Origin of the sequence: Solimonas variicoloris DSM 15731, assembly GCF_000382285.1 — a bacterium.
Classification (GTDB): Bacteria; Pseudomonadota; Gammaproteobacteria; order Nevskiales; family Nevskiaceae; genus Solimonas; species Solimonas variicoloris.
Window position 1 is genome coordinate 39391 of sequence record NZ_KB907936.1, and the last position, 24339, is coordinate 63729.

Annotated in this window: 25 protein-coding genes; 14 read left to right on the plus strand and 11 right to left on the minus strand. The window is 69.5% G+C overall.

Going from position 1 to position 24339, the window contains the following annotated elements; translation table 11 throughout:
• Positions 1 to 31 precede the first annotated feature (31 nt).
• From trpA to H149_RS0113505, 10 genes are all read left to right on the plus strand, one after another.
• Positions 32 to 865 carry a tryptophan synthase subunit alpha gene (trpA, locus tag H149_RS0113460; RefSeq protein ID WP_020650289.1) on the plus strand — a complete coding sequence of 278 codons (834 nt, stop codon included), beginning with the start codon at positions 32 to 34 and terminating at the stop codon, positions 863 to 865.
• A gap of 51 nt (positions 866 to 916) precedes the next feature.
• Positions 917 to 1801, plus strand: a complete 885-nt coding sequence (accD, locus tag H149_RS0113465) for an acetyl-CoA carboxylase, carboxyltransferase subunit beta (protein ID WP_039749020.1) — start codon at positions 917 to 919, stop codon at positions 1799 to 1801.
• A 27-nt stretch (positions 1802 to 1828) separates the two neighbouring features.
• A complete protein-coding gene (locus H149_RS20995; RefSeq protein ID WP_020650291.1) occupies positions 1829 to 3118 on the plus strand; it encodes a bifunctional folylpolyglutamate synthase/dihydrofolate synthase in 1290 nt (429 codons plus the stop codon).
• Positions 3111 to 3935 (plus strand): SPOR domain-containing protein, encoded by an 825-nt coding sequence (locus tag H149_RS0113475; RefSeq protein ID WP_020650292.1) that lies wholly within the window; start codon positions 3111 to 3113, stop codon positions 3933 to 3935. Before H149_RS20995 ends, H149_RS0113475 begins: the two co-directional genes overlap by 8 nt.
• A 183-nt stretch (positions 3936 to 4118) precedes the next feature.
• Positions 4119 to 4652 (plus strand): CvpA family protein, encoded by a 534-nt coding sequence (locus H149_RS21000; RefSeq protein ID WP_020650293.1) that lies wholly within the window; start codon positions 4119 to 4121, stop codon positions 4650 to 4652.
• A gap of 3 nt (positions 4653 to 4655) precedes the next feature.
• Positions 4656 to 6167 (plus strand): amidophosphoribosyltransferase, encoded by a 1512-nt coding sequence (gene purF / locus H149_RS0113485; RefSeq protein ID WP_020650294.1) that lies wholly within the window; start codon positions 4656 to 4658, stop codon positions 6165 to 6167.
• A gap of 303 nt (positions 6168 to 6470) precedes the next feature.
• Positions 6471 to 7661, plus strand: a complete 1191-nt coding sequence (locus tag H149_RS0113490) for an O-succinylhomoserine sulfhydrylase (RefSeq protein ID WP_245540526.1) — start codon at positions 6471 to 6473, stop codon at positions 7659 to 7661.
• A gap of 6 nt (positions 7662 to 7667) precedes the next feature.
• On the plus strand, positions 7668 to 8462 hold the full coding sequence (locus H149_RS0113495; protein ID WP_020650296.1) for a ferritin-like domain-containing protein: 795 nt from the start codon (positions 7668 to 7670) through the stop codon (positions 8460 to 8462).
• A 52-nt stretch (positions 8463 to 8514) separates the two neighbouring features.
• Positions 8515 to 9540 (plus strand): cation diffusion facilitator family transporter, encoded by a 1026-nt coding sequence (locus tag H149_RS0113500; RefSeq protein ID WP_020650297.1) that lies wholly within the window; start codon positions 8515 to 8517, stop codon positions 9538 to 9540.
• 107 nt (positions 9541 to 9647) lie between these two features.
• Positions 9648 to 10541, plus strand: a complete 894-nt coding sequence (locus H149_RS0113505) for a hypothetical protein (RefSeq protein ID WP_154654805.1) — start codon at positions 9648 to 9650, stop codon at positions 10539 to 10541.
• 21 nt (positions 10542 to 10562) lie between these two features.
• Here the strand turns inward: H149_RS0113505 and H149_RS0113510 are convergent, their stop codons facing one another.
• The 6 genes from H149_RS0113510 to H149_RS0113535 form a co-directional block, all read right to left on the minus strand.
• Complete coding sequence (locus H149_RS0113510; RefSeq protein WP_020650299.1) at positions 10563 to 11285, minus strand: UDP-2,3-diacylglucosamine diphosphatase; 723 nt, start codon at positions 11283 to 11285, stop codon at positions 10563 to 10565.
• A 141-nt stretch (positions 11286 to 11426) separates the two neighbouring features.
• Complete coding sequence (locus H149_RS0113515; protein WP_020650300.1) at positions 11427 to 11936, minus strand: peptidylprolyl isomerase; 510 nt, start codon at positions 11934 to 11936, stop codon at positions 11427 to 11429.
• 33 nt (positions 11937 to 11969) lie between these two features.
• Positions 11970 to 12986 carry a tRNA dihydrouridine(20/20a) synthase DusA gene (dusA, locus tag H149_RS0113520; protein ID WP_083930971.1) on the minus strand — a complete coding sequence of 339 codons (1017 nt, stop codon included), beginning with the start codon at positions 12984 to 12986 and terminating at the stop codon, positions 11970 to 11972.
• A 77-nt stretch (positions 12987 to 13063) separates the two neighbouring features.
• Entirely contained in the window at positions 13064 to 13891 is an 828-nt protein-coding gene (locus H149_RS0113525; RefSeq protein WP_020650302.1) for an alpha/beta fold hydrolase, read from the minus strand.
• A 29-nt stretch (positions 13892 to 13920) separates the two neighbouring features.
• Positions 13921 to 14862: an alpha/beta fold hydrolase gene (locus tag H149_RS21005; RefSeq protein ID WP_020650303.1), complete on the minus strand. Its 942-nt coding sequence runs from the start codon at positions 14860 to 14862 to the stop codon at positions 13921 to 13923.
• 58 nt (positions 14863 to 14920) lie between these two features.
• Complete coding sequence (locus H149_RS0113535; RefSeq protein WP_020650304.1) at positions 14921 to 15616, minus strand: TetR/AcrR family transcriptional regulator; 696 nt, start codon at positions 15614 to 15616, stop codon at positions 14921 to 14923.
• A 75-nt stretch (positions 15617 to 15691) separates the two neighbouring features.
• On the opposite strand from H149_RS0113535, the gene H149_RS21010 reads away from it, so the two are divergent.
• Positions 15692 to 17215 carry a flavin-containing monooxygenase gene (locus tag H149_RS21010; RefSeq protein ID WP_020650305.1) on the plus strand — a complete coding sequence of 508 codons (1524 nt, stop codon included), beginning with the start codon at positions 15692 to 15694 and terminating at the stop codon, positions 17213 to 17215.
• Positions 17216 to 17253: 38 nt separating this feature from the next.
• The gene (locus H149_RS21015; protein WP_020650306.1) at positions 17254 to 18096 is read left to right on the plus strand and encodes an SDR family NAD(P)-dependent oxidoreductase; all 843 of its coding nucleotides are present in this window, start codon (positions 17254 to 17256) and stop codon (positions 18094 to 18096) included.
• Between the two features lie 68 nt (positions 18097 to 18164).
• Here H149_RS21015 and H149_RS0113550 read toward each other — a convergent pair whose 3' ends face one another.
• The gene (locus H149_RS0113550) at positions 18165 to 18638 is read right to left on the minus strand and encodes an Mpo1 family 2-hydroxy fatty acid dioxygenase (RefSeq protein WP_020650307.1); all 474 of its coding nucleotides are present in this window, start codon (positions 18636 to 18638) and stop codon (positions 18165 to 18167) included.
• An 88-nt stretch (positions 18639 to 18726) separates the two neighbouring features.
• On the opposite strand from H149_RS0113550, the gene H149_RS0113555 reads away from it, so the two are divergent.
• A complete protein-coding gene (locus H149_RS0113555) occupies positions 18727 to 19428 on the plus strand; it encodes a Crp/Fnr family transcriptional regulator (protein WP_020650308.1) in 702 nt (233 codons plus the stop codon).
• 18 nt (positions 19429 to 19446) lie between these two features.
• Here the strand turns inward: H149_RS0113555 and H149_RS0113560 are convergent, their stop codons facing one another.
• Genes H149_RS0113560 through H149_RS0113575 form a run of 4 tightly spaced genes read right to left on the minus strand, consistent with a single transcriptional unit; the run spans position 19447 to position 23087 of the window.
• Positions 19447 to 20724 carry a DSD1 family PLP-dependent enzyme gene (locus H149_RS0113560; protein WP_020650309.1) on the minus strand — a complete coding sequence of 426 codons (1278 nt, stop codon included), beginning with the start codon at positions 20722 to 20724 and terminating at the stop codon, positions 19447 to 19449.
• Between the two features lie 22 nt (positions 20725 to 20746).
• A complete protein-coding gene (locus tag H149_RS0113565; protein ID WP_020650310.1) occupies positions 20747 to 22135 on the minus strand; it encodes a D-arabinono-1,4-lactone oxidase in 1389 nt (462 codons plus the stop codon).
• Positions 22136 to 22155: 20 nt separating this feature from the next.
• Entirely contained in the window at positions 22156 to 22524 is a 369-nt protein-coding gene (locus H149_RS0113570) for a c-type cytochrome (protein WP_020650311.1), read from the minus strand.
• Between the two features lie 41 nt (positions 22525 to 22565).
• Positions 22566 to 23087, minus strand: coding sequence for a TetR/AcrR family transcriptional regulator (locus tag H149_RS0113575; protein WP_154654816.1), 522 nt, complete (start codon positions 23085 to 23087; stop codon positions 22566 to 22568).
• A gap of 229 nt (positions 23088 to 23316) precedes the next feature.
• Between H149_RS0113575 and qhpR the strand changes: the two genes are divergently transcribed.
• Positions 23317 to 24336 carry an AraC-like transcriptional regulator QhpR gene (gene qhpR / locus H149_RS21020; RefSeq protein WP_020650313.1) on the plus strand — a complete coding sequence of 340 codons (1020 nt, stop codon included), beginning with the start codon at positions 23317 to 23319 and terminating at the stop codon, positions 24334 to 24336.
• The last annotated feature ends 3 nt before the right edge of the window (positions 24337 to 24339 follow it).

Here is a 24339-nt window from a genome sequence, read left to right on the forward strand (position 1 = left end):
TTCCATTTCCCGTTTCCCACCGATTGACGCCATGAACAGCAGTCGACTGGCCGCGCGCTTCGAGCGCCTGCGCGCCGCGGGCCGCAAGGCCCTGATTCCGTACATCACCGCCGGCGATCCGCAGCCGGACGTCACGGTTAGCCTGATGCACGCGCTGGTGCGCGGCGGCGCCGACGTCATCGAGCTGGGCGTGCCATTCTCCGATCCGATGGCCGACGGCCCGACCATCCAGCTGGCCTGCGAGCGCGCGCTCAAGTACGGCACCGGGCTCTGGCAGATCCTCGACATGGTCGCCGAGTTCCGGCGCAGCGACGCCGACACGCCGGTGGTGCTGATGGGCTACCTGAACCCGGTCGAGATGCGCGGTCTCGAAGCCTTCGCGGCGCGCGCCCAGGCGGCCGGCGTCGACGGCGTGCTGCTCGTCGACCTGGCGGTCGAGGAGGCGCCGGACTATCTGCCGACGCTGCGTGCGCACGGACTCGACTGCATCTTCCTGCTGGCGCCGACCAGCCCGCCGGCGCGCATCGAGGCGATCGCCCGCGCGGCCAGCGGCTATCTCTACTACGTGTCGCTCAAGGGCGTGACCGGCGCCGCCACGCTCGACGTGGCCAGCGTCGAGGCCCAGGTGGCGGAGATCCGCCGCCATACCAAACTGCCGGTCGCGGTCGGCTTCGGCATCCGTGACGCCGCGTCGGCGCGTGCGGTCGGTGGCATCGCCGACGGCGTAGTGGTCGGCAGCGCGCTGGTCGCCGAGATCGAGCGCCTTCAGGAGCGGCCGCAGGAATTGCCGGCGGTGCTGCAGGAAAAGCTCGCGGCGTTGCGCGCGGCGCTTGACAGCCTCGGCCCCGACGCGGCACAACGTTAAAACCGACAGACCGGTTACCATTAGCGCTTCCTCAACGCCATGACGGATTCGATGAGCTGGCTCGACAAGATCGCGGGATCGAAGCTGCTGACTTCCGGCGCGCGCAAGCGCAACGTGCCGGAAGGCCTCTGGACCAAGTGCGAGAGCTGCCAGTCGGTGCTGTACCGCGCCGAGCTCGAGCGCACCCTCGAAGTCTGCCCGAAGTGCGGCAACCACCGCCCGATCTCGGCGCGTGACCGCCTCAACACCTTCCTCGACGCCGAGCCGCGCGTCGAGATCGGCAACGACATCGCGCCGCGCGATCCGCTGAAGTTCAAGGACAGCCGCAAGTACAGCGACCGCATCAAGGAAGCGCAGGCCGACACCGACGAGAAGGACGCACTGGTCGTCATGCGCGGCCAGCTGATGGGCCTGCCGCTGGTGGTCTCGGCCTTCGAGTTCAGCTTCATGGGCGGCTCGATGGGCAGCGTCGTCGGCGAGAAGTTCGTGCGCGGCGTCAACGCCTGCCTGGAGTACGGCGTGCCGTACGTCTGCTTCAGCGCTTCGGGCGGCGCGCGCATGCAGGAGTCGCTGTTCTCGCTGATGCAGATGGCCAAGACCTCGGCGGCGCTCGCCAAGCTCGCCGACCGCGGTCTGCCGTTCATCTCGGTGCTGACGCACCCGACGATGGGCGGCGTCTCGGCGAGCTTCGCGCAGCTCGGCGACATCCAGATCGCCGAACCCAGGGCGCTGATCGGTTTCGCCGGCCCGCGCGTCATCGAGCAGACCGTGCGCCAGAAGCTGCCGGAAGGCTTCCAGCGCGCCGAGTTCCTGCTCGAAAAGGGCGCGATCGACCTGATCGTCGATCGTCGTGAGATGCGCGAGAAGATCTTCCGCCTGCTGGCGATGCTGACGCACTTCGCGCCGGCCGAGGCCAAGAGCGCCGCCTCCGAGTAATCGCCGAGCAAAGCCGTTTCCCCCGCAGTGCCCCCGCCGCGCCTGCGCAGCCTCGACGAGTGGTTGCGCTTTCAGGAGACCTTGAGCCCGCGCGCGATCGCGCTCGGCCTCGAGCGCGTGCGCGCGGTCGCTGCGCGGCTCGGCTTGCCGACCCGCCGTGAAGCCGGCGCTGCGTACACGCTGACGGTCGCCGGCACCAACGGCAAAGGATCCAGCGCGACGCTGGCGGCTGCGATCTATCGCGCTGCCGGCTATCGCGTCGGCCTCTACACCTCGCCGCACGTGTTGCGCTACAACGAGCGCGTGCAGATCGACGGCGCCGTGGTCGGCGACGCCGAGCTGTGCGAGGCCTTCGCGGCGATCGACGCGGCGCGCGGCGAGGTGGCGCTGACCTATTTCGAGTTCGGCACGCTGGCGGCGCTCTGGCTGTTCCGCCGCGCGCGCGTCGACGTACAGGTGCTCGAAGTCGGACTCGGCGGTCGTCTCGACGCCGTCAATCTGATCGATGCCGACGTCGCGCTGCTGACCAATGTCGGCCTCGACCACCAGGACTGGCTCGGCGACGACCGCGAACAGATCGGCGGCGAGAAGGCCGGCGTCTTCCGCAGCGGCCGTGTCGCCGTGATCGCCGAGCGCGAGCCGCCGGCGTCGGTGCTCGCCGCCGCCGATGCACTCGGCGCGCGCACGCTGCGACTCGGCGTCGATTTCGATTACGTGGTGCTGCCGGACCACAACTGGAACTGGCGCCTCCGCGGCGAAACCTGGACGCGCCTGCCGCCGCCGGCGCTGGCCGGCGCGGTGCAGTACCAGAATGCCGCCGGCGTGTTCGCCGCCGTGCACGCCGGCCTCGCGCAGCGTCCGCTGCGGCGCGACGACTGCGAGCGCGGCCTGGCGCTGCTGCGGCTGCGTGGCCGCTGCGAGACATATCGCGGCGTGCTGCTCGACGTCGCCCACAATCTGGAATCGGCGCAGGCGCTGGCCGGCTTTCTCGCGGCGCAGCCGCCGGCGCCGACGGTCGTGGTGCTCGGCATGCTCGCCGACAAGCCGGTCGAGGCGGTCGGGCGCCTGCTCGCCGCCACCGCGACACGCCTGCTCGCCGTCGGTCTCGGCGGTCCGCGCGGCCTCGATGCCGCCGCCCTGCAGGCGCGGCTCGCCGCCGCCGGGATCCGCGCCGAGACCTGCGAGAATATCGGCGTCGCGCTGGCGCAGGCGCGGCGCGAGGCCGGCGCCGGCGGGCGTGTCGTCGTGACCGGCTCGTTCCTGACCGTCGCCGCCGCCCTCAACGAACTGGAAAGAAATCCGGATGCACATGGATGACAAGCTGAAGCGGCGGCTCGCCGGCGCAGCGGTGCTGCTGCTGGTGGCGTTCGTGATCGTGTCGGTGCTGCCGACGCCCGAGCAGGCGGCCCAGCCGGGCGACACCGATGTCGTCACCATTGCGCTGCACGAGGTCGTCAACCCGGAACCGCCGCCGCCGTCGGCGACCGCGACGCCGGCGACGATCGCCGCGGCCCCGGCCGACGCTGGCGTCGCAACGCCCGCCGGCGAGGACGGCGAGGGCGCCGCCGAGACCGTGATCTCGGGCGACGACGATGCCGGCGCCGACACCGGCGATGCGCAAAAGCCGCTGCCAGCGGGGCCCGACGAAACGGCGAAGAAAGTCGCGCCGCCGGCAGCACCCGGCACGGCGCCGCCGGCGAAAGCGGGCGGTAAGCCCGATGCGGCCAGCGCGCCGAAGCCGTCGACCGAGCCAAAGGCGGTCGAACCGAAGGCGACCGAACCGAAGGCCGTCGAACCAAAGGCGACCGAACCGAAGGCGGTGGCCAAGCCGGCCGAGCCGCGGCCCACCCCGGCAGCGAAGCCGGCAGTGCCGGATCCGGCCGTTGCCAAGCCGGCCGCCGTCGGCAGCTGGTTCGTGCAGGTCGGCGGTTTCGCCGATATCGGCAATGCGCGGCAGGTTCAGGCGCGGCTGCAGACACTCGGGCAGCCGAGCATCCTGTCGCCGACCGAGACCAGCAAGGGCACGCTGTACCGGGTTCGCGCCGGCCCGTACGCCGGTCGCGAACCGGCGCAGGCAGCGCTCGACAAGCTCGCCGGCAACGGTTATCCGGACGCCAAGCTGATTGCGCCCTGAGCGTGCGGCGGCCGTCGCCGCTTGTTGAAGCCGCCGATCGCCGCCTGAAGCCGGCGATCGGCGCCCGTTTCGCACGGTCCGATCCGAATCCATGCACCATCTTGTCGCGTCAGCGGGTTTTTCCCGCCGCAGCGAACGTCACGCAGTGGTAAAATCCCGCCCAGCCCACGCCGCGCGTGCCGCATGACTTGGATCGACTACTGCATCGTCGCCCTCGCGCTGATCTCTGTTCTCATCGGCGTATTGCGTGGTTTCACCCGCGAAGTGCTCAGCCTGCTGACCTGGATTCTCGCTTTCGCCGCTGCGGCCCTGTTCGGCGGCCAGGCGGCCGGCCTGCTCGCCGGGCGCATCGCCGATCCGGCGCTGCGCGAGGCCGTGGCCTGCGGCCTGGTGTTCTTCGCCGCCCTGATCGTCGGCGCCATCGTCACCCATATCGCCGTGCAGGCGGTCCGCGACAGCCGTTTTTCGGCTTCCGACCGCACCCTTGGCGGCGGGATCGGCGTACTGCGCGCGGGCATCGCGCTGGTCGTCTTCGTGCTCGTCGCCGGCCGTCTCGGCGCCGCCCAGGACAACTGGTGGCAGCGCTCGGCGATCGTTCCCCATTTCGTCGGCATCGCGCGCGGTGTCGAGACGCTCGTGCCGCAGCGCTGGCTCGATTATCTGCAGTCTCCCGCCGCGTCGCCGACGGCAACCCAGTCTTCTTCTACGGATTCTTAAGCCATGTGTGGAATCGCCGGAATCGTTTCGCAGAGTTCAGCCGTCAATTCGGACCTGTTCGATGCCCTGACCATGCTGCAGCACCGCGGACAGGACGCCGCCGGCATCATCACCAATGAAGGTCACCGCCTGTACCTGCGCAAGGAGAACGGCCTGGTCCGCGACGTCTTCCATGCCGATGACCAGATGGCGAAGCTGCGCGGCAACATGGGCGTCGCCCACGTCCGCTATCCGACGGCCGGCTCCTCGACTTCGGCCGAGGCGCAGCCGTTCTACACCAACACCCCGTTCGGCATCTCGCTGTCGCACAACGGCAACCTGACCAACGCCGAGGAGCTCAAGCAGGAGCTGTTTCTCGAGGATCGCCGCCACCTGAATACCGAGTCGGATTCCGAGGTGCTGCTGAACGTCTTCGCGCACGAGCTGCTGCAGCGCGGCGTGCTGCGCCTGACCGCGGACGACATCTTCGCTGCTGTCTCCGGCGTGCACCTGCGCTGCCGTGGCGCCTATGCCTGCGTGGCGATGATCACCGGCTTCGGCATCGTCGGCTTCCGCGATCCTTACGGCATCCGCCCGGCGGTCTACGGCCGGCGCGAGACCAGCAAGGGGCCCGAGTACATGATCGCTTCCGAGTCGGTCGCGCTCGACGCGCTCGGCTACGAGCTGATCGACGACATCGCGCCCGGCGAGGCGGTGCTGATCACGCTCGACGGCAAGCTCCACAAGCGCCAGTGCGCGGCCAATCCGATCTACTCGCCGTGCATCTTCGAGCACGTCTACCTGGCGCGTCCGGACTCGGTGATCGACGATATCTACGTTTACAAGGCGCGCCTGCGCATGGGCGTCAAGCTCGCCGAGAAGATCCTGCGCGAGTGGCCGGACCACGACATCGACGTCGTGATCCCGATTCCGGACACCTCGCGCGTCGCCGGTGCTGAACTCGCGACGCGCCTCGGCGTGCTGTACCGCGAGGGCTTCATCAAGAACCGCTACATCGGCCGCACCTTCATCATGCCCGGCCAGGCGCAGCGCAAGAAGTCGGTGCGCCAGAAGCTGAACCCGGTCGGCGTCGAGTTCCGCGGCAAGAACGTGCTGCTGGTCGACGACTCGATCGTGCGCGGCACGACCTCGAAGGAGATCATCGAGATGGCGCGCGACGCCGGCGCCAAAAAGGTCTACTTCGCCTCGGCCTCGCCGCCGGTGCGCTACCCGAACGTCTATGGCATCGACATGCCGACGTCGAGCGAGCTGGTCGCGCACGGCCGCTCGGTCGAGGAGCTGCAGAAGATGCTTGGCGCCGACCGCCTGATCTACCAGGATCTGGAAGACCTGATCGAGGCCGTGCGCACCGGCAACCCGAACATCACGCGCTTCGATTGCTCGGTGTTCAACGGCGAGTACATCACGCAGGACGTCACCACCGAGTATCTGAACCAGCTGGAGCTGTTCCGCTCCGATGCCGCCCGGGCAGCGCGCAAGAAGGCGCAGACCCTGCTCGAGCTGCCCAACGCCTGAAGATGCGCGATCCGGCTGCTGCGCGCGCCAAGGCTGCGCCCGTGGGGTTCGCTGTGCTTCGCACAGCCGTGTGCCGCGGACGCGGCCTTGGCGCTTGCTCGCGACGCCATCGCGCACATCTTCGACCGGCCGCTTGAAGCGGGCAGGATTTGGCCGTACCTTTGCGCGCGCGCCGATTTGCTCCCAGCTTGCAGGCGCGGAAGACCGTCGCGGTCTTCCAACAAATGTCGCTAAACGGGGCGTGAGCCCGTTTGGCATGGAACGATGCTGGCGGGCTTTTGCATGGCCCGCAGGAGTCAGGCCGTGAGCAGTGAATTGTTCGATCCGGATTGGGGCAGCGCGACGCTCGGCGTGCGCGCCGCGGAGCCGCGTACCGGCAACCGCGAGCACTCGGCGTCGATCTCGATGACGTCCAGCTACGTGTTCGAGAGCGCCGCGCAGGCGGCGGCCGTGTTCGCCGGGCAGGAGCCCGGTTACATCTATTCGCGCTTCACCAATCCGACCACCGAGGCCTTCGAGAAACGCCTCGCGGCGATGGAAGGCGGGCAGAGCTGCGTGGCGACCGCGAGCGGCATGGCGGCGGTGCTGACGCTGTGCCTGGCGCTGCTCAAGCAGGGCGACCACATCGTGTCGTCGCGCGGCCTGTTCGGCTCGACGCTCAGCCTGTTCGGCAACATCCTGACGAAGTTCGGCATCGAGGTGAGCTTCGTCGACCAGACCGATACGACGGCCTGGGAGCGCGCCGTGCGGCCGAACACCAGGCTGCTGTTCGCCGAGACGCCGACCAATCCGCTGGTCGAGCTGGTCGACATCGCCGCGCTCGCCGACATCGCGCATCGCCATGGTGCGCTTCTGGCGGTCGACAACTGTTTCCTGACGCCGGTGCTGCAGCGGCCGCTGACGCTCGGCGCCGACTTCGTGATCCACTCGGCGACCAAGTACATCGACGGGCAGGGCCGCTGCGTCGGCGGCGCGATCGTCGGCGATGCCCAGCGCGTCGGCAAGGACGTGTTCGGTTTCATGCGCACCGCCGGGCCGTGCATGAGCCCGTTCAACGCCTGGGTCTTCCTCAAGGGCCTGGAGACGCTGGCGGTGCGCATGAAAGCGCACTGCGAGAACGCGCATCGCCTCGCCGAGTGGCTGCAAGAGCAGGCCGCGGTGCGGCGCGTGTTCTACCCGGGTCTGGTCACGCACGCGCAGCACGAGCTGGCGCGCCGCCAGCAGTCCGGTTTCGGCGCGGTCGTCGCCTTCGAGGTCGACGGCGGCCGCGAGGCGGCCTGGCGCGTCATCGACGCGACGCGGCTGATTTCGATCACCGCCAACCTCGGCGACACGCGCACGACGATCACCCATCCGGCCACGACCACGCACGGCCGCATCAGCGCCGAGGCGCGCGCGCAGTCCGGCATCACCGAAGGTCTGTTGCGCCTCGCCGTCGGTCTCGAGGATCTGCAGGATCTTCGCGCCGATCTGGCGCGCGGCCTGCAGGCCTGAGACGCCGTGGACGCGCGGACGCGGCGTGCCTGGCACGCGGCGCTGGTCGAGACCGATCCGGACGCCAAGTGCGCGCGTGTCGCGGCGCTGCGCGCCGAGGCCGCGCCGGACGCGGGTGACGAAGGCAGCGACGATCCGCGCCCGGTGCCGGGGCGTCCGGCGCAGCCGCCGCTGGTCGCGCCGCGCGCAGTGCCGCGCCGCGGTCTCGGCACGCGCGAGGGGCGGGCGGCGCTCGCGCACGCGGTCGCGCACATCGAATTCAACGCCATCAATCTCGCGCTCGACGCCGGCTGGCGCTTCGAGGGTCTGCCGGCGGCGTTCTATGCCGACTGGCTCAGCGTCGCGCAGGATGAGGCGCGCCACTTCCAGCTGATGCGGGCGCGGCTGCGCGAGCTGGGCAGCGACTACGGCGCGCTGCCGGCGCACAACGGTCTGTGGGAAGCGGCCGAGAAGACCGCACACGATCCGCTCGTGCGCATGGCGCTGGTGCCGCGCGTGCTCGAGGCGCGCGGCCTCGACGTGACGCCAGGCATGATCCAGCGCCTGCGCGAGCTCGGCGATCACGACACCATCGCCGTGCTCGAAGTGATCCTGCGCGAGGAAGTGCGGCACGTCGCGATCGGCACGCGCTGGTTCCGCCATCTGTGCGCGGCGCGCGGCCTGGAGCCGGACGCGACGTTCCGGCGCCTGCTCGACGAGCACGGCGTGCGTCTGCATCCGCCGTTCAATCTCGACGCGCGCCGCGCCGCCGGTTTCGCCGACGCCGAGCTGTGCGGCCACGAGCCGCCGGCGCATGCGTGACGGCCGCCGAACGGCGATACTGTAGACCGTCTCGCCACCCCCGCCGTTCGCGATGCCGCACGATCACGCCCCTGACGATCACCACCACGCGCACGATCACGCGTCCGCGCACCGGCATGCGCCGCACGCCGTGCACGCTGCGCCGCACGTCCACGGCGCCGGCCATCATGAGCACGGCCACGACCATCACGGTCATGGTCCGCACCTGCATGGCGTCGGCGCGTCGGAGCGCAAGCTGTTCTGGGCGCTGCTGCTGACCGGCGGCTTCATGTTCGCGGAGGCGATCGGCGGCCTGGTCGCCGGTTCGCTGGCGCTGCTGGCCGACGCCGCGCACATGCTGACCGACGCGGCGGCGCTGGCGATGGCCTTCGTCGCCGTGCGTGCCGCGCGCCGGCCGGCGACGCCGGCGATGAGCTACGGCCATCACCGCTGGCAGGTGCTCGCCGCCTTCGTCAACGGCCTCGGCCTGCTGGCGCTCGCGGTCTGGATCCTGGCCGAGGCGCTGACCCGGCTCTGGGAGCCGGTCGCGGTGCAGGGACGCGTCGTCGTCGTCATCGCCGTGCTCGGCCTGCTCGTCAATCTCGCCTCGTTCGCGATCCTGTCCGGCGGCGAACAGAACCTCAACGTGCGCGGCGCGCTCGCGCACGTGATGGGCGATCTGCTCGGCAGCGTCGCGGCGCTGGTCGCCGGTGCGCTGATCTGGGGCTTCGGCTGGATGATCGCCGATCCGCTGCTGTCGGCGCTGGTCGCCCTGCTGATGCTGCGCACCGGCTGGTCGATCGCGCGCCAGGCCGCGCACGTGCTGCTCGAAGGCACGCCGGAAGGACTCGACGAGCGTTCGATCGCCAGCGCGATCGAAGCCGACGTCGAAGCGGTGGCGAGCGTCCATCACGTCCACGCCTGGTCGCTGACCGACGACCGGCCGGTCGTCACGCTGCACGCGACGCTGCGCGAGAACGTCGGCCGCGACGCCGCCCTGTCGGCGATCCAGCGCGTGCTGCAGGCCCGCTTCGGCATCACCCACAGCACGATCCAGATCGAAGAGCAGGCCTGCGCCGGCGTCGGCTGCGTGCCCTGACGGGTGCCGGGTCGCCGGTGCGGCCGGTGCGTCTTCACGCGTCTGTCATCGCTGCCGGTTAGCGTGCGCGCCCCGCTCCACGCGATACCCGGGTTCGTCCGATGCGCATGCTTGCTCCGCTGCTTCTCGCCTGCGCGTTCGTGGCGCTGCCGGGCTGCCAGGACGGAGGCTCCGGCCCGTCGGGCGGGGCGGCGATCGAGCGCTTCGTCGTCGCGCAGCCGGCGCTGACCGAGTCATCGGGCCTGGCCCGCTCCGGGCGCAGCCCCGGCGTGTACTGGAGTCACAACGACAGCGGCGGTCCGACCGACCTCTACGCCTTCGACGCACAGGGAGCGGCGCGCGGCGTGCTGCATGTGCAGGGTGCGCTCAATCTCGACTGGGAAGACATCAGCGGCTTCGTCGAGGACGGCGTGCCGCGCCTGCTGGTCGCCGACGTCGGCGACAACAGCGCCCTGCGTCCGGCCGTGCGCCTCTACGTGCTCGACGAGCCGGCGCTCGACGCGGCCGGCGCGGCGCTCGAGACCCGCGTATCGCGCAGCTTCGCGCTGGTCTATCCGGACGGGCCGCGCGATTGCGAGGCGGTCGCGGTCGACGCCGAGGAAGGCAGCGTCTACCTGCTCAGCAAGCGCGACGCCGTGCCGCGGCTGTATCGCGTGCCGCTGCATCCGGTTTCGCCGCTGGTCGTCGCCGAAGCGCTCGGCGAAATCAGCATCCCGCGCGCGGCCGCCGACGCGCCGGACCCGGAGTCGATCAACTGGGTGACGTCGATGGATTTCGCGGCCGATGCGCGCCGCGCCGCGGTCGTCACGCTGACTCGCGCCTACATCTATACGCGCGCCGAGGGCGAGAGCTGGGCGCAGGCCTTTGCGCGTCCACCGAAATCGTACGCGGTGCCGGACGATCCGCAGATCGAGGCGATCGCCTGGAGCGCCGACGCTGGCGAGCTGTTGCTGACCTCGGAAGGCGAGCCGACGCCGGCGGCACGGCTGCGCGTCGACTGATGAGCCGCTCGCGACGCCGCCTCAGCGCTCGATGCAGCGCCGCACGCAGCCCTGCGCGTCGACGCTGAGATACTCCATGCGCTGCGGATGCCAGTCGGCCAGCACCAGCCGCGTGCCGCGCTGCGGGCCGAGCCGCAGCAGATGGTCGGCCGGCCGGTGCGTGTGGCCGTGGATCAGGCGCGTCACGCCGTAGCGCCGCATTGTCGCCTGCACGGTCTGCTCGTTGACGTCCATGATCGCCGCCGGCTTGTTGCGCTTTTCGGCGCCGCTCTGCCGGCGCAGGCCGCCGGCGATGCGGTGGCGGCGCGCCTTTGGCAGACGCAGGAACAGCCATTGTGCGACGCGGTTGTGCGCGAAGCGCCGCCAGCGCTGGTAGCGCCGGTCGTCGGTGCAGAGCAGATCGCCGTGCGACAGCAGCGTCGGCACGCCGCCAAGTTCGACGACGAGCGGATCGCGCAGGATCTGCACGCCGCTCGCCTGCGCACAGCGGCGACCGACCAGAAAGTCGCGGTTGCCGGCGATGAAGTAGACCGGCACGCCGCTCGCGGTCAGCGCGCGAAGTGCGGCGATCTCCGGCGCGTAGTCCTCGAGCCCGACATCGTCGCCGACCCAGTACTCGAACAGGTCGCCGAGGATGTAGACGCCTTGCGCCTGCCGCGCCGGGCCGGCGAGGAAATGCCGAAAGCCCTCGCGCAGCGGCGAGGGCTCGTTCGGCAGGTGCAGGTCCGACAGCAGCAGGATCATGCGGCGGTCCCGGCTGCGGGATGCTTCGGCAGTGCGCGGCGCGCGGCGACGATGCCATCCCGCAGCGTCATCCGATCCGGCCAGGCGGCTGCATGATTTCCCACTCGCGGCGCTCGCGCACGCAATGACGAAGCCGGGCGCTCAGAGCACCGTGACCTTGTCGATGACGACTTGCGTGACCGGCACGTCGCGGCCGAACGGACGCGCGTTGCCGGTCGGCGTTTCGGCGATCTTGTCGACGATGTCGAGGCCCGAGGTGACCTTGCCGAACACCGCGTAGCCGTAGCCGTCCTGGCCCGGATAGTTCAGGAAGTCGTTGTCGCCGTGGTTGATGAAGAACTGCGAGGTCGCCGAGTTCGGATCCGAGGTGCGCGCCATGGCGATGGTGCCGCGGTCGTTCTTCAGGCCGTTGTTCGATTCGATCGCGATCGGCGCGCGCGTGCGGCGCTGGCCGTACTCGCTGTCGTAGCCGCCGCCCTGGATCATGAAGCCCTTGATCACGCGGTGGAAGACGAGGCCGTCGTAGTGGCCGTCGTTGGCGTACTGCACGAAGTTGGCGACGGTCTTCGGCGCCTTGGCGGCGTCGAGTTCGAGTTCGATCGCGCCGAGCGTGGTGTCGATGCGGACGCGGACGGGGCTGGTGTCGGTCATGACGGTTTTCCGGTGGTGGGATTTCGAATGTCGTTATGCAGCGGCCGGCGAGGGTAGCGCATCCATCGCCTCGCGTGCCGCGGCGAGCAGCGTGGCGTCGCTGCCGGGCCGCGTGGCACGCTCCGAGAGCACGCGGCGGAAGGCGCGGCCGCCGGGCTGGTTGCGGTACAGGCCGAGGATGTGACGGGTGATGTGGTTCAGCGCGGTACCGCCGCCGGCGAGCTGTTGCGCGGCATAGTCCTGCATGCGCGCCAGGATCTCGTCGCGGCTCGCGACCGGATGCTCGTCGCCGAACAGGCGCGCGTCGACGTCGGCGAGCACGTAAGGGTTCTCGTAGACCTCGCGGCCGAGCATCACGCCGTCGACCTGCGCCAGATGCGTGGTGCAGGCGTCGAGGCTGCGCACGCCGCCGTTGAGCACGATCGTCAGCTGCGGGAATTCCTGCTTCAGGCGGTAGACCGCCTCGTAGCGCAGCGGCGGAATCTCGCGGTTCTCCTTCGGCGACAGGCCCTTGAGCCAGGCCTTGCGCGCATGGACGATGAAGACCTCGCAGCCGGCATTGGCGATGGCGTCGACGAAGCGGCGCATGAAGTCGTACTCGTCCGAATCGTCGACGCCGATGCGGTGCTTGACGGTGACGGGCCGCGCGGTCGCGGCGCGCATCGCGCGCACGGCGGCGGCGACCTGAGCCGGCTCGTGCATCAGGCAGGCGCCGAAGCCGCCGCCCTGCACGCGGTCGGACGGACAGCCGCAGTTGAGGTTGATTTCGTCGTAGCCGAACTGCTCGCCGATCTCGGCGCAGCGGGCCAGCGCATCGGCGTCCGAGCCGCCGAGCTGCAGCGCCAGCGGATGCTCGGCAGCGTCGAAGCGCAGGTGTCGCTCGCGGTCGCCGTGCAGGATCGCGCCGGTCGTCACCATCTCCGTGTACAGCCGCGCATGCCGCGAGATCTGGCGCAGGAAATAGCGGCAGTGGCGGTCGGTCCAGTCGAGCATCGGCGCGACGCAGAAGCGCCAGGGGCTGGACGGATCGGGGCGGACGGAAACAGGCATCGGCAGGCGCGGCGGGGCGGCCGCGCATTATCGTCGATCCGGCGGGCGCCATGCGGCCGCACCCGCCGGCGCCGGGCTCAGGGGCTGCGCGCGGCGAACCAGTCGAGCAGCAGGCGGTTGATGTCGTCGGCGCGGTCGATCTGCAGCCAGTGCGAAGCGTGCTCGATGCGCGCATAGCGCCACGGCCCGGTGACCTGGCGCTGCGAATCGCGCATCTGGCTTTCGGCGAGTGCGAAGTCGCCGTCGCTCCACAGGCCGAAGACCGGCAGCGGCGTCTTGCCGTAGCGGCCGGTCAGGACGCGCCAGGCGTTGGCGCGGTACCAGCGCAGACCGGCGGTCAGCCGGCCTGGGCGCGACAGCGCCGCGACGCGCGCCTCGGCTTCGTCGGCGGCACTGAGGCTGCGCAGCGCGCGCCAGTTGCCGGCGGGCAGCAGCGTTTCGGCGAGACCGGGGACGAGGAACATGAACGCGTACCAGCCGCGCAGCTTCTGCTCGATGCCGCGCCGGTACTCGGCCGGGTGGCCGACCGACATCGCCACGTAGCTGTGCCAGCGCTGCGGCGCGTCGATCGCCAGCTGCCAGCCGACCACCGCGCCCCAGTCGTGACCGACCAGGCGCACCGGCTCGCGCACGTCGAGCGCGTCGAGCAGGCCGAGCATGTCGTCGCGCAGGTGTTCGAGGCAGTAGTCGCGCACGCGCGGCGCCAGATCGCTGTCGCCGCAGCCGCGCTGGTCGGGCGCGATGATGCGGTAGCCGGCCGCCGCGAGCACGCCGATCTGCTGTTGCCAGACGCGGTGCGTGTCGGGGAAGCCGTGCAGCAGCAGCACCGGCGGACCTTCGCCCGCCAGCGCCACGTTGAAGTTCAGACCGTTCGCCGCAACCCGGCGGTATTCGATGCCGTCCATGGCCATGCTCCTGGTTCTTAGCACGCAGCTCAGGGAGCCGGCGCCAGGCCGGCGCGGAACGCCTTGTAGTCGGCGGCGGCACGGTACGGCGCCTCGAGCATCGGCAGATGGCCGGTGTCGGGCATGACGATCAGCTGCGAGTTCGGCAATGCCTTGTGCAGGATTTCGGCGCCGGAGACGTCGAGCACACGGTCGTCCTGGCCCCAGACGATCAGCGTCGGCGTCGGCAGGCCGGCGACCTGCCGTTCGAGGAAGGCGGGCGTGGCCGAAAGCTCGCGGAAGATCCGCGTATGCAGCGGATAGTTCGCGGCGGCGGCGGCGGCGAGTTCGCGCTTGACGCTGTACGGCACCGGCGGCTGGTGGCTCATGACGATGGCCATGACGCGCGCGAAGTCGTCCGGGGTCTTGGCGAATAGCAGGAACTCGCCGCGCTCGCGGTAGGCGCGGAACATTTCCGATTCCTGCGCCGAACCGACGCCGGCCGGCGCCAGCAGCCACAGGCTCTGCACGCGTTCCGGATGGGCGCGCGCGAAGGCGAGCACGATCGCACCGCCCATCGAACTGCCGCCGAGGTGCGCGCGCGCGATCTGCAGCGCGTCGAGGAACTGCGCCAGGTGCTCGACCTGCGCCTGGATCGAGTAGTCGGCGTCGGCCGGCTTGCTGCTCTCGCCGAAGCCCGGCAGGTCGAGCGCGACGAGGCGGCCGACACCACGCAGGAACGGCGCGGCCTGCGCGAAATTGTCCTTGTCGGCGCCGATGCCGTGCACCAGCACCAGCGGCTCGCCGCGGCCGCCGTCGAGATAGGCGATCTCGAAGCCCGGAATCTGCACGGTCTTGCGCGTCAGGCCGCCGAGCGCGTGCTGCACGGCCATCGCGCCGTGCGCCATCGGCTTCGGGAACAGGTGATCGGCGCCGACGTAGACGATCGCGACGAGCACGAGCGCAGCCAGCAGCTTGAACAGAAACTTCATCTGGAAACTCCCCCTTTGGTGATGGTTTGAATGATGTACCGATCGGCGCTGGCGGCGCTCAGCCGCGCCGGGCGGGCGGCGGCTTGCCGGCTGCCGCAAGCTGGCCGATGCGGCGCTCGGCCTCGGTGCCGGCGGCGTCGTAGAACAGCACGCAGTGCTCGACGATGGTCTCCAGCGGCGCCTTGAAGCCGTTGAAGGCCCAGTGCATGACCAGGTAGACGGTCGAGCCGACCAGGCCGTTGGCGACCAGCTGCGCGTCGACGCCGTGCTTGGGCAGCTGCGGATACAGCGACAGGATCAGCGAGCCGACGATGTCGGCGAAGCTCTGCGTCGCCAGCTGCGACTGGCGGCTGACCTCGGCGCTGACGGTCAGCGCGTCGATCAGCAGGATGCGCGACAGGCGCGGATCGTCGCGCAGCGTTTCCAGGAAGGCGCGGACCGCGGCGCGTGCCATGGTCTGCACGTCGCGCGGCGGCTGGCCGAGCGCGCGCATCACCGCCGCGCGAATGGTGCCGATCGCCTGGTGGTAGACGGCCAGGAACAGGTCTTCGCGGTTGGCGAAGGACTCGTAGAAATAGCGCTCGGTGAGGTGCGCCTCGGCGCAGATCTCGCGCACGCCGACGGCGTGATAGCCCTTGCCGCCGAACGCGTTGAGGCCGGCCGCGATCAGCTGTTCGCGACGCTGGCGCTGGCGTTCCTGCGGATCGAGGCCGCGAAAGCGGCGGCCGGGTGCGGGGGGCTTCGACCTTGTCATCGACCAATGTTGACATGAACGGTTGTCAAAATGTAACGTGACAACACTGGTTGTCAATTAACGAGGGGAGCGGCGATGGCGTTCGATACGAGCCGGGCAGGCGAGCAGCCGATGTCGGTGCTGATCATCGGGACCGGGTTTTCCGGGCTCGGCATGGCGGTGCGGCTGCGCCAGGCCGGCTTCGAGGATTTCGCGCTGCTCGAGCGTGCGCAGAGTGTCGGCGGCACCTGGCGCGACAACCGCTACCCGGGCTGTGCCTGCGACGTGCAGTCGCATCTGTATTCGTTCTCGTTCGACCAAAACCCGGAATGGTCGCGCATGTTCGCGCAGCAGCCGGAGATCGAGCGCTACCTGCAGGGCGTCGCCGAGCGCTACGATCTGCTGCGCCATGTGCGCTTCGGCACCGACGTGCGCAGCGCGCACTACGACGAGGCCGCCGCACTGTGGCGCGTGCGCAGCGCCGACGGCCGCGAGTTCGCCGGCCGCGTGCTGGTCTCCGGCATGGGCGCGCTGAGCAATCCGGCGCTGCCGAAGATCGCCGGCCTCGATCGCTTCCAGGGCAAGCTGTTCCACTCGGCGCAGTGGGATCACGACTACGATCTGGCCGGCAAGCGCGTCGCCGTGATCGGGACCGGCGCCAGCGCGATCCAGTTCGTGCCGCAGATCGTGCCGAAGGTCGCGCACCTCGATCTGTACCAGCGCACGCCGCCGTGGATCATGCCCAAGCCGGATCGCCCGATCTCGGCCGTCGAGCGCAAGCTGTTCCGCCGCCTGCCGTTCACGCAGACGCTGATGCGCGCCGGGCTCTACGCCTTTCTCGAAACGCGCGTGCTCGGCTTCGTCGTCAATCCGAAGATCATGGCGCTGGTGCAGCGCCAGGCGCGCAAGCACATGGAGCGGCAGGTGCCGGACGCGGGGCTGCGCGCCAAGCTGACGCCGAACTACCGGATCGGCTGCAAGCGCGTGCTGATCTCCAATGACTACTATCCGGCGCTGATGCAGCCGCAGGTCGACGTCATCACCGACGAGGTGCGCGAGATCCGCGAGCAGGCGGTGGTCAGTGGCGACGGCCGGGTGCGTGAGGTCGACGCCATCATCCTCGGCACCGGCTTCACTGTGCAGGACCCGATTCCGCGCGGCGCGATCTTCGGCCGCGGCGGCCGCGATCTCTGGGATACCTGGAAGGATCACGGCGTCGAGGCCTATCTGGGCGCGAGCGTCCACGGCTTCCCGAACTTCTTCATGCTGATGGGGCCGAACACCGGCCTCGGCCACACCTCGCAGGTTTACATGATCGAGTCGCAGATCGCCTACGTGATGGACGCCATCCGCCAGATGCGGGCCCAGGGGCTGCGCGCGGTCGAGGTGCGGGCCGACGTGCAGCAGCGCTTCAACGAGCGCGTGCAGGGCAACGTCAACACCGCGGTCTGGAACTCGGGCGGCTGCAAGAGCTGGTACCTCGACGCGCGCGGCCGCAATACCACGATCTGGCCGGGTTTCACCTTCATGTTCCGGCGCCAGACGCGGCATTTCCGCCTGCAGGATTATCTCGTCGAGCGCCTGGCCGCCTCGGCCACGGCGACGCCGGCGCGCACCTGATCGCACAGATTTCTTCGAACTTCAAAGAGGGGAGACACATGAAGTCCTTCAAGGACAAGGTTGCCGCGATTACCGGCGCCGGCTCGGGCATGGGCCGCGAACTGGCGATCGAACTCGCCAAGCGCGGCTGTCACGTCGCGATCAGCGACGTCAACGAAGCGGGTCTTGCGCAGACCGCCGAGATAGTCAAGCGCTATCCGGTGCGCGTCACCACGCAGAAGCTGGACGTCGCCGATCGCGACGCGGTCTACGCCTGGGCCGACAAGGTCGTCGCCGACCACGGCAAGGTCAACCTGATCTTCAACAACGCCGGCGTGGCGCTGGCGACGACGCTCGAAGGTGCCGACTACGGCGATTTCGAATGGATCATGGGCATCAACTTCTGGGGCGTCGTCTACGGTTCCAAGGCCTTCCTGCCGCATCTGCGCGCGTCGGGCGAGGGCCATATCGTCAACACCTCGAGCATCTTCGGGCTGTTCGCGGTGCCCGGCAACGGCTGCTACAACGCCAGCAAGTTCGCGGTGCGCGGCTTCAATGAGTGCCTGCGCCAGGAGCTGGAGCTGATGAAGGCGCCGGTCAGCCTGACCAGCGTGCATCCGGGCGGCATCAAGACCGGCATCGCCAAGGCCGCGCGCACCAGCAAGAGCATCGAGGGTGTGCTGGCGCGCGACATCGATTCGGCGAAAGTGAACTTCGACAAGTTGTTCATCACCTCGGCGAATCGCGCGGCGTGCATCATCCTCAAGGCCGTCGAGGGCAACAAGCGGCGCGTGCTGGTCGGCCCGGACGCGAAGTTCCTCGATATCGTGGTGCGCCTGCTGCCGGCGCTCTACCAGCCGCTGATCACCTTCTTCGCGCGCCAGCAGGCCCAGCGCGCCTGAACGGTCGGCGCAGGCAGCGCCCTCCGCTTGGCGGATGGCGCGGCCTGCGCGGCGTCCGCGGCGGCGTTCTAGTTGCGGACCAGGCGCACGAACAGCTTGTCGTTGACGTACAGCGGGCCGATCAGCAGGAACACGAGGTCGTCGAAGAAGGACGGCTTCTTGCCTTCGATCTTGTGGCCATAGATCTGCACGACCCAGGCCAGCAGCCACAGCCCGGCGCTGATCGCCAGCAGCGGCAGGCCGGCCGCCTGGATTGCCATGATCCCCGCCACCGACGCGAAGAACCACAGCGCCATCAGCAGCGCGGCGAGCACGCTCAGGCGGATGTAGAAGACGAAGATCGGCAAGGCCAGCAGCGTCGCCAGGTTCACGTAAGGCGCGAGCGGCGCGGCGACGCCGAGCCAGCGGCCGACCGGGACCAGCCACAGCAGTGCCAGGCTGGTGAAGGTGATCAGCGGCACGCAGACGCAGTGGATGAGTGCGTTCAGCGGATGGCGGTGGTGCTCGGCGTAGGCGTCGAGGAAGGTCTGCAGCTTGCGCATGGCGCGCTCCGGTCGGATAAGGTGCGGCCATTGTCTCGGCGCCGGTGCCCGGACTCTGTCAAGTTGCCGACACTTTCGCCCGCCCCTCATGACGCCCGCCGAGATCCGATCGTTCATCGCGCAAAGCGAGTGGTTTCATGACCTGCCGCCGCCGGCTCTGGAGCAGCTCGCGCTGCTGGCGGTGCCGCGGCAGCTCGACGACGGCGCGCTGCTGTTCGCCAAGGGCGATGCCGCCGACGGTCTGTACGGCCTGATCTCCGGGCGCATCCGGATCAGCGCGACGACGGCGGACGGTCGGGATCTGGTGGTCCAGCTGTTCGAGCCGGGCAGCTGGTTCGGCGAGATCTCGATGTTCGACGGGCTGCCGCGCACGCACAACGCCTGCGCGATCGGCGCGTCGACGCTGCTGCTGATTCCGCGCGCACGGTTTCACGCGCTGCTCGCCGGGCACCCGGCGCTGTATCCGCACTTCATGCGCCTGCTGTGCGGCAAGCTGCGGCGCAGCTTCGCGTGGATCGAGTACGCGGCATTCCTGCCGATGCCGGCGCGCATCGCCGCGCGTCTGCTCGAGCTGGCGCGGGATTACGGCGAGACGCAGGCGGACGGCGCGGTGCTGATCAAGCTGCACCTGCCGCAGGAAGAGCTCGGGCACATGCTGAGCACCTCGCGGCAGACGATCAGCAAGGAACTGCGCGCCTTCGAGTCGCGCGGCTGGATCGGACTCGACTACGGACGCATCCTGATCCGCGATCCGGACGCGCTGGCGGCGCTGGTCGGCGTCGCCGCCTGAGCGCGACCCGCTCGCCAGCTACTGGCGGTAGACCGGCCAGCGATCGACGATCTTGCCGCCGCGCAGCGCGAGCAGGTCGCCGAACTCGAGCAGCACTTCCTCGACGACCTGCGGCCGGAAGAAGACCTGATCGTCGACCTTCAACCCGGTCGCCGGCGAGCCGTTGATGCCTTCCTGATTCGAGCTGTGGCCGAAACTCGAATAGAACTGCAGGCCCTTCGGCGACTCGTAGTCGGCCATCCAGTTGCCGCCGTAGATGAAGTAGGTCTCGCGCTGATTCGGGTCCCACCACGACAGGATCGCCGACTTCTCGTCGAGGCCGGGCAGTTCGGTCGGGCCGGTGGCTTTCAGCACCGGCGTGGCGATATAGGCGGCCGGGACGTGATTGGCGAGCGTGTCGATGTCGTAGTGCGTCGGCTTGAGCAGGCCGGTGCCGACCGACACCTCGTTGCTGATCTTTTCGTCGCGATGCAGCTGGTACGACGGGCTGCCGGCGGTGTTCAGTGTCAGGCCGTCGTGCCACAGCGCGGCGTACTCGCGGCGCGTGAAGTCGACGCAGGCCTGGTACTGGTCGAGCACGCGCTGCAGCAGCGCCTCGCGCGAGGCGACGATCGACGGGATCGCGACGATGTGCGGGTCGTAGCCCATGAAGCCGGCGAACTCCAGATGCTCGGGATTCGCGGCGATGGTCTTGAGCAGCTCGCCGAGCGCGGCGAGATCGCGGACGCCGCCGCGGTGCAGGCCGACGTCGAGCTCGACGTTGATGCGCATCTTCGTGCCGAGCCCGCGCGCGACGTCGAGGTACTGGCCGAGATGGTGCGGGGTGTCGATCAGCCACTGCAGCTGCCGGGCGGGATCGAAGCTGCCCTTGTGATGCTCGTAGAACAGCTGCGCCGAACGCGCCGGCAGCGGCTTGCCGAGCAGGATGTCGGCCTCCGGCATGTTCTCGGCGTCGTGGTTCAGGAACGGCTGGTGGAAGGACATCAGCCGGTTCGTGTTCGTGCGCTGCGCGATGTACTGCATCAGCCGCAGCGACGGCAGCGACTTCTCGACGATGCGGTAGTGCTTGCCGCTGGCGGCGGTGAAGGCATTGAGCTCGGCGATGTTGTGGTCGAGCCGGTCGAGATCGATCAGCACGCTCGGCCGCATCGGGCCGTTCTGCTTCAACTCGTCGTTCAGGGCACGGAAATAGTCATCGTACGGCGCGCCTTTGTCGCCCGGCTTGAGCGCCGCACCGCCGCCGATCGCGACGGCGCCGACGCCCAGCGTGCCGAGCAGGAACTTGCGTCTGTTCATGTGTTCTCCCCCCGTGCCGCCGTCAGACGCCGAACACGGTGCGCAGATGGCCGTTCAGGAAGCGGCCCTGCGGGTCGAGCGCGGCGCGCACGTCGGTGAATTCCTTCCAGCGCGGGTAGAGCGGTGCCAGCTGGCGCGCGCCGAGCGTGTGCAGCTTGCCCCAGTGCGGACGGCCGCCGTACTTCCAGAAGATCGGTTCGATCGCCGCGAAGTAGTTGTGGTAGTCCATCGTGTAATGCTGATGGATCGAGATCGCGCAGCGCGGGCCGCCCTCGAACATGCTGAGCGGAATGTCGTCGGCATGCACGTAGCGGTATTCGAGCGGGAACCAGGTCGGCAGCTGCTTGTCGTGGATCTTCTTGAGGATCTCGCGCAGGCAGGCTGGACCCGCTTCCGCCGGCACCGAGTATTCCATCTCGTTGAAGCGCACATTGCGCACGTTGGCGAAGATCGCGTACGAGTCGCCGACGCGGTCGTCGAAGCTCGCCGTGCGCGCGATCAGGTTGAGGATCGCCGAGCGCGCCGCCGGCCAGTCGCTGCCGTACTTGTCGAGCTTCTCGATCGCCTTGACGTACTCGTTGCCGCCCTCGGCCGCCGGATCGGCGACCGGCGTTGGCGGATCCTCGGTCTCGTTCAGCGCGATCGCCGCCGCGTAGTCGGAATGGGTGATGACCTGCATCTCCCAGTGCTGGTTCTCGCGCGTCAGGCGGTCGACGTCGTCGAGCAGATCGTTGGTCTTGGCGATCCACATCCGCTCGCGCAGACGAAAGGCCTTGCGGTTCTGCAGGCGCACGCGCGTGATGATGCCGAGCGCGCCGAGACCGCAGCGCGCGGCGTTGAAGATCTCCGGGTGATGCTCGGCGTCGCAGTCGATCAGCTCGCCGCTGGCGGTGGCCAGGCGCAGGCCGGCGACCTGCGTCGAGTACGAGCCGAAGCTGACGCCGGTGCCGTGCGTCGAGGTCGAGATCGCGCCGGACAGCGTCTGGTAGTCGATGTCGGACATGTTCGGCAGCGCCAGGCCGACGGCCTTGAGCGCTTCGCCCATCGTCGACATCGGCGTGCCGCCGCCGAACTCGGACTGCAGCTTGCCGGCATCGTGGCCGAGCAGGCCGCGCAGGTGGGCGAGCGAGACGATGGTGCCGTCGGTCGGCACCAGCGGGCTGAACGAGTGGGCGGCGCCGACCGGGCGGATCGTCGTGGTCGCGCCACGGATCAGTGCACTCAGTTCATCCTCGGTTTTCGGCGCGAGGCGCGCGAACGGGATGCAGGCCTGGCCGCCCGACCAGTTGCGCCACGGGATGATGCGGTGCGTCGGCGCGGCAGCGGCGGCGAGCGCGTTCCAGCCGCCGCCGGCGCCGAGTGCGACGCCGGCGGCGAGCTGGCGGATCAGGTCCCGTCTGGTGACTTGCATGGTGTGTCCTCGTGTCCTGCTCACGGATCCAGTTTGGCGCCCGACATGAATTCGATCAGGGCGATCAGTTCCTCTTCGGAGCACTGCATGCACAGGCCCATCGGCGGCATGCCCTGGTAGCCGTTGATCGTGTGGTCGAGCAGGGTATCGGTGCCTTGCGCGATGCGCGGCGCCCAGGCCTTGTGATCGCCCGACAGCGGCGCGCCGGCAGCCGGATTGGCATGGCAGAGCTTGCAGCTGCCGTCGTAGACCTCGGCGAGCGCCGGGTCGGCCGGGCGCGCGGCGACCGCAGCGCTGCCCGGCGACGGCTCGGCCGTTTCCTGCTTGCCGCAGCCGGCGACAGCCAGCAGCGCGAGCGCGGCGATCGTCAGCGCTGGAATTCGAAGCATCGTGGTGGTCCCCTGTGCGGCGGTGAAACGGAATCTTCGGCTCATGGCACCGTGCCGCCTTCGGCGGCGAGCGTGGCCAGCAGCTGCTTGATGCGGCTGCGCTGGGTCTTGTTGAACGGACTGACGCGGAACAGCTCCATCAGCCACAGGCCCTCGGTCGCCAGATGCACCAGCGCGGCGCGCTCGAAGGGTACGCCCGCGCTGATCGCCGGCAGACGCTGCGCGAAGAAGTCGCGGACGGGCGACATCAGCTTCGGATCGCTGGCGACGACCGCGAGCAGGGCGCTGCTGACGCGATCGTTGTGCAGCGGGTCGTTGATCGAGGCGCGCACATAGGCGTGCAGCGCGCTGCCCGGGCTCTCCGGCAGCTTGCCGAGCTGCGCCTCGCGCGCCGCGTGCGAGCGTTCGATGGCGCGCGTCACCAGGGCTTCGAGCAGCGCCTTCTTGCTCGGGAAGTGATACATGACGCCGCCCTTGCTGACGCCGGCCGCGCGGGCCACGGCGTCGAGCGTGAGGCGCACCGCGCCGTGTTCGACGACCACAGCTTCTGCGGCGTCGAGCATGGCATCGCGCGAGCTGGGACGTCCGGGGCCGGAGGCTTTCTTCATGGCGGTGAAGGTAGGCGTCGCGCCATTTTCGTGCTTGACAGAAGACGCCAGCCGCAAACCCTGACTGGAACTCGCTGCGCAGTTCAATTACTGTACCGTCTGGTCGGCATAGAAAATGCGTGCACGAGCATGCGAACGCGGCCTTCCAATGGCGGAAGACCGCAGCCGATGGTGAGGAGATGCCATGCAAGCGCGATGGAACGATGCCGGCGCAACGATACGCGCCGGGGCACTGACCGGAATCAGGGCGGCACTGGCGCCGCGCGGACTGCAGCCGGAGCCGCTGTGCGAGCGGCGCGGCGTCGATCCGGCGCTGCTCGACAATGCCGACGCCCGCCTGCCGGTCGGCCGCTATGTGGACCTGCTCGAAGACGCCGCGAGGGTCAGCGGCAACGCTGCGCTGGGCCTGCGCCTCGGTTACACCCAACCGCTGAGTTCGATCGGTCCGGGCGCGGTGCGCATGAGCCGCGCGCGCAGCTTCGGCGAGGCGGTCCGCATCCTGATCGCCGATCTGCCGCTGCACCAGGACGGGGTCCGCATCGCGCTCGAAGTCGACGGCCGCTGGGCGAGCCTGTCGTATTCGATCCGCCATCTGCACGGCATTGAATATGCGCAGGACGCCGAACTGTCGATCGGCAAGATGCTGTCGGCGGCGCGGCGGCTCGGGCCCAGCGCCGACTGGGCGCCGGCGCAGGTGCACTTCGAACATCCGGCGCCGGCCGATCCGTCGGCGCAGCGCCGCCTGTTCGGCGCGCCGGTGCATTTTTCGCAGCCGCGCAATGCGCTGATCTTCGACCGCGCGCTGCTCGAGGCGCCGATGCGTGGCGCCGAGGGTCTCGGCGCCGGCGAGGCGGCTGGCACGGTGCTGCCGTGCACCGAAAGCGCCCCCGATCTGGTCGCCGCGCTCAAAGGACGCATCCTGCGCGCACTGCCGCAGGGCGGCGTGACGATCGAGGCGATCGCCGAGCAGCTCGCACTCAGCGAGCGCACGCTGCAGCGCCGGCTGCAGGAGGCGGGCCTGAATTTCCAGCAGCTCGTCGAGCAGCTGCGCTACGAGACCGCCTGCCGCTACTTGCAGCAGGGCCATTTGCCGCTGACCGAGATCGGCTATCTGCTCGGCTATTCCGAGCCGAGCGCGTTCAGCCGCGCCTTCCGCCGCTGGAGCGGCGCCAGCCCGCTGGCCTACCGGCGCCAGCTGTCGTAGCCG